The organism is Sporomusa sp., from assembly GCF_057736855.1.
Window position 1 is genome coordinate 6989 of the sequence record NZ_JBYKYF010000064.1, and the last position, 5586, is coordinate 12574.

Annotated in this window: 4 protein-coding genes; all 4 read right to left on the reverse strand. The window is 46.7% G+C overall.

The annotated features are described in order from the left end of the window. A partial coding sequence (locus tag AC29Z1_RS06245; protein WP_488270597.1) for an AAA family ATPase occupies positions 1 to 1913 on the reverse strand: 1913 nt, incomplete at its 3' end. Beyond that, a complete protein-coding gene (locus AC29Z1_RS06250) occupies positions 1910 to 3184 on the reverse strand; it encodes an exonuclease SbcCD subunit D (RefSeq protein ID WP_488270598.1) in 1275 nt (424 codons plus the stop codon). The genes AC29Z1_RS06245 and AC29Z1_RS06250, both read right to left, overlap by 4 nt. A gap of 385 nt (positions 3185 to 3569) precedes the next feature. Then, a complete protein-coding gene (locus AC29Z1_RS06255) occupies positions 3570 to 4355 on the reverse strand; it encodes a MetQ/NlpA family ABC transporter substrate-binding protein (protein WP_488270600.1) in 786 nt (261 codons plus the stop codon). 49 nt (positions 4356 to 4404) lie between these two features. Beyond that, a partial coding sequence (locus tag AC29Z1_RS06260; protein ID WP_488270599.1) for a pyridoxal phosphate-dependent aminotransferase occupies positions 4405 to 5586 on the reverse strand: 1182 nt, incomplete at its 5' end.

The following is a 5586-nucleotide window of genomic DNA, read 5'->3' on the forward strand; positions in this document are numbered from 1 at the left end:
GCTATTTTCCTACCTGCCGCCTGCAGTGCCTTGATCAGTTGTTGCTGGGAGACAGCAACAACTTCCTGAGCCTCCCGATATTCTTCCCTTGTCTTTTCTAATTCAGCCCACGCACTCACTGCTTGTTGTCTAAGCGTAGCTGCTGTTGTCCGAATTACATTTAACTTCTGCCGCTCTTCTGCCACGGCTTTACTGGCTTGTGCCAAACACTGATTCAGCTTGGCAATACGCTGCCTGACAGTTGCTATTTCTTGTTCAAAGTTAACCTTGCTGGTAGCAGCAGCAAGGCTTGTCGTCATATTGGCCAACTGCGGATGGATTGTTGAACCACATACCGGACAGGGGCTGCCTGGCATCAGCTCACTGGCCAACCGGACTGCTGCTGCCTGTTTTTCGCTGGCTACCAACAGGTCAAGCTGGGCTGCTGCTGCCATTAGCTGCTCCTCGGTCGCTTTGGCTTCAGCAACTTCTAACTCTTGTAGTCTTCGCTCTGCTTGCTGCAACTGTTCTTCCGCTGCTTTCGCCGCCGCTTGGGCCTTTTCATATTGCTGTTTCCGCAAAATCCCCGCTTGCTTAATCTTATCCGCTGCCGCCAACTGTTGTTGCAGTGTATATGCAGCCGCCTGGCAGGCCTGTGCCTGCAACCGCAGATCAGCACTAATCGTAGCAACCAGGCACTGTTGTTCTAACTGTTTGATACTTGCAGCCAATATTTCACTACGCTTAGCCTGCTGCGTTGCTTTCTGAGCAGCCGCCTGGCAGGCTGCCTGCTGTGCAAGCTGCTGCTGCTCCAAAACAAGAGCCGCTTGCGTTAAACTAGCCACTTCTATCTCCAGACTAAGAGCAGCCTCTAGTTTCGCCCGCCGCTCAATCAGTTTAGGTTCTTGCTCAAGCCGGGTCTCCCGGGCTGCTATATAAACGTCTTGTAAGCGCTTAGTGTCTGCCTTCAGGCGGGTAACTTGCTCAAATGCCTGCTGTTTGTTTTTGGCTGCAGACTGTTCATTAGCCTCACTGGCTTTTAGCTCTTCCCAGATAAGCGCGGCTCGCCCAGCTTTTTCCGCTAATTCGAGAGCCGCTCTTATAGCTTTGATTTCACTTTCCCGCTCACGGTGCGCTGCCAGTTCAGCCTGTTTTTGATTTAGCTCCTGTTGCAGTGCATAAACCTCTTGGGCCTCATTATATTGCTTTTGTGCCGTCTGGTGCTGCCTTACTGCCTCTGCCTCGGCTTGCCTGGCTAATGTTAACACCACCTGCGCCTGAGCCAATGCCGCTGCCGAAGCATCGCCTAATCCTTTTTGCTCACTTTCCACTTCAATATAGCGTGTTTCGACAGCAGTAAACCTATCATTTACCCTTTTAATTAGCACATTGCCATATTGCTCCAAAGAAAACAATCGCTGTAACATCTCACGCCGCTCTTTGCCGCCTAAATTGAGAAATTCGGCAAACTTACCCTGCGGTAATACAACCGCTCTAGTAAAGTCCTCTTCCCGCAACCCCAGAAGCTGCGTGACCCGTTCGGTAACTTCACGATCTTTATCAGCAAGCACTTCTTCCTGGGAACCGGTTACAGCCACAAGACGGCTATAAGTATTACTGACAGCTAACTGATCTCTTCGGACATACCGCCGTTCTACCCGGTAAATCTGAAGTCCGGTTCCCTGCCCTAAAGAAAATGTCAATGATACCTTAACATACTTTTCTGCATGATTTAAAATTCCCTGTGTACGCCTCCCGGCTCTGACCACAGTACCATACAAAGCAAGTGTCATGGCATCAAGAATGGACGATTTGCCGCTGCCGGTTGGACCAAAAATGCCAAATACGCCTAACTCACTTAGCTTATCAAAAGGTATCTCCTGTTCTTCCCGAAAACTATGCAATCCGGCAATTTTAAGTGTTAGTGGTTTCATCCTGCTGCCTCCCCGCCATCATAGCCACTGTCATCATCATCATCTTCTGCCAAAACGCTCTGACTTAACTCCAAAAACATTTCCACAAGTTTATCATCAGGTTTAAGACCACCGTTTTGTTGTTCGTAAAAGCGGATAAATAGCTCGCTTAGCGGCATACTGTTCAGTCTAGCTGGTTCCTGGCATATTTTGTCCTCCTGTAAACCAAATACTGGCCGGATGGTAACAAACCCTGGATGCATGGCTCTAAGTTCCTGAATTTCATCTAAAGCCAACGCCTTAGTAACTTCTAATTCCACTTCAATCCAGGCATCACTATCCCGCCCAGCGGCAACCCATTCCCGTACCTCAGCCAAACCGCCACTGGCCCGCCACCGGACCAGCGGGCGCCCTGAAGAAAGATGCAGCTCACGAATGTTGGCTGGCTGCCCTGGCAAAGCCTCAATAATCGTCACCGATTTCGCATAACCAGTCTCGGAAAAACTGTACGCCAGCGGCGAACCAGCATAACGGCAAGGGGCTGGAGTACCACCCACATATTGCGGTCGATGCAGATGGCCCAAAGCAATATACTGAGCATTAGCCGGAAAAATAAGTGGATCAACAGCATATACGCCACCAACTTGAATCTGCTGTTCAGAATCTGACTCAATACCGCCGCGCACATATAGATGACTAACAGCCAAATTAACAGTATCAGACCGATATTTAGCACTAACGGCTTTAAACAATTCAGCCAGGCGGTCATTATAGCCCAGGCGCAAGTCCTTATCCTCCAGCGACTGCGCCAATAGCTCCTTAAGCCGTCCTTCTGATGGGTAAGGCAATGTTGCGATTACAGCAGTATGTTCGACTCCCGGCACAGCCAGTTCCAGCCAGGCCTGTCCACCATCAACCCGGTGCACTCGCCCGGCACCAGGAGAGGTTGGCCCAAGCTCCTCTTTCGGCAACCCAGCCAATGTAATACCTAATCGTCCAGCCAACGGCGCTGCGGCACACAACCTGTCTGGATTGTCATGATTCCCAGCGATAATCACCACACCACGCTTCCCATGGTCGGCCAGCTTATCAATCGCATAATAAAATAATTCCTCGGCTGCTGCACTAGGATTAGGATTTTGGAATACATCCCCCGCTACCAGCAAAAGGTCAATACGCTCGTCCACACAAATACCGCATAATTCCTCAACAAAAGCCACCTGTTCCGGCAACCTGTCCCGTCCTTCAATGGTCTTGCCAAAATGCCAATCGGCTGTATGTAAAATTCTCATGGCTTCTCCTTTAATAAACAGTTAAGCTATCCAAATTCCTAGCACATACAGTGTTTATGCGCCAAGCATTATCTAAAAAGTAATCAACAAAAAATACGAAATTAACAATAGCCTTGAAAGGAGTTTCGCCCCCTAAAAACTAAAATCCTGCTCTAGGAAAAATCAAACATTTACTCTCACCTACGGATGCCCATATTAAAAAACTAACAAGGTTACTGCTTCGGACATACTCAATATGGTGCGCATATAAAAAACAGGAAAAAATAGCTGTAAAACTTGCTTCTGCGCAATACAGCAAGAGAAACCTGCTTGCTATTACAATAATTAGGCTATTGAGGCTAAAAAATGAGAACCCCATGAAAGAGGTCCTCATTGTTTAATACTATTACCAAGCGGCCATGACTGAGCCTTTAAAATGTTCATCAACGAATTTTTTCACTTCATCTGACTGATATGCCTTTATAAGTTTGGCAATTGCCGGGTTGTCCTTATCCTTGGATTTAACCGCAATAACATTAGCATAAGGCGAGCTGCCGTCTTCAATCGCCAGGGCATCCTTATGGGGAACTAAGCCGGCAGTCATCGCATAATTAGTATTAATAGCGGCTAAATCAACATCTTCCAGAGACCGCGGCACTTGGGCAGCATCCAATTCTTTGATCTTAAAGTTCTTGGGATTTTCAGCAATATCCGTAACAGCGGCCTTTAGCCCAGCATCGGGTTTAAGTTTGATAAGTCCCTGTTGTTCTAATAGCAACAAAGCCCGTCCGCCATTAGTAGGATCATTAGGAATCGCAATAGTTGCACCTGGCTTAAGTTCGCTTAAAGATTTGATCTTTTTGGAGTAGACACCCATAGGGAAAATAACTGTTTTGGCGACAGAAACAATATCATATTTGCGATCTTGTACCATATTGTCCAAATAAGGCTGATGCTGGAAGCTATTAGCATCAATATCACCTTGATGTAAGGCTACATTAGGTTGAACATAATCATTAAACTCAATAACTTGGATTTTTAAACCTTCCTTTTCGGCTACTTTTTTGACAACATCCATAACTTCTGCATGTGGCCCGGCGGTCACGCCCACTTTTAGCGGTTTATCATCACTTGCCGGAGCAGTCGCCTGTTTACCGCAACCAACCAAACCGAACACGGACAAGCTCACCATAGCAGCAATAGCAATTTGTTTCAGATACTTTCTCATTTCTACCGCTCCTCTATGATTTTATTTCTTTTACTTTTAGCTGTTGCAGCCGCTCAGCGGCTGCATTTAATGTCTCAAATTTTTTGCAGAAACAAAACCGGACCATTCTTTTACCGGCTGTGCTTTCTGGCCGGAAGAAACTCGAACCCGGAACAACTGCCACTCCAATTTCACTGGCAAGATATTTAGCAAAAGCAACATCATCATCCCAGCCAAACGGAGAAATATCTGCCATAATATAATAGGCACCCTGCGGTTTTACGCAAATAAAACCAACCTTCTCCAATACTCCCAGCAAGTAATCGCGGCGCTCACTATAAAAACCGGATAATTCCTCATAATACTCTGGCCCAAAGGTAAATGCTTCAGCAGCAGCCTCCTGTAATGGAGCGGCAGCACCTACGGTAAGAAAATCATGCACCTTACGCACAGACGCAGTAATTTCCGGTGAAGCCTGAACATAGCCAATTCGCCAGCCTGTAACACTAAAAGTTTTTGAAACGCTATTTACGGCAATCGTCCGGTCAGCCATCCCCGGCAGAGTCCACAGCGGAATATGTTTGGTATTATCATATAAAATATGTTCATAAATCTCATCAATAATGGCAAGTACGTCATATCTGATACACAGTTCGGCAATCAAATCCAGTTCTTCGCGATTAAATACTTTGCCGGTAGGATTGTTAGGGGTATTGATAATAATGGCTTTGGTTTTATCGGAAAAAGCGGCAATTAGCTCATCCCGGCTAAAATTAAACTCTGGAGGAGTTAAGCTGACATATTTAGGGACAGCACCGCATAAAATTACATCAGCTCCATAGTTTTCATAAAACGGTTCAAAAATAATAACTTCATCACCAGGATTCACTGTAGCTAAAAGAGTGGCAATCATACCTTCGGTGGCACCACAACATACTGTCAGTTGACGTTCCGGATCAATACTGACACCATAATCCCGCTTGACCTTGGCGGCGATAGCGTCACGTAAACCTTTGGTACCCCAGGTTATAGCATATTGGTTATGGTCTTCCATAATAGCCTTAACCGCAGCCTGCTTAATAGCTTCTGGTGCCGGAAAGTCGGGAAATCCCTGCGCCAAATTAATGGCATTATGAGCAGCGGCAATCCGGCTCATTTCCCGGATTACGGACTCAGTAAATTGCCTGGCTTTAACTGAGGCATAAGTGCCTTTGCG

Bases quoted from the DNA above. Each gene is read 5' to 3' on its own strand.
- AC29Z1_RS06250 (WP_488270598.1), bottom strand. From the start codon at position 3,184: ATGAGAATTTTACATACAGCCGATTGGCATTTTGGCAAGACCATTGAA.
- AC29Z1_RS06255 (WP_488270600.1), bottom strand. From the start codon at position 4,355: ATGGTGAGCTTGTCCGTGTTCGGTTTGGTTGGTTGCGGTAAACAGGCG.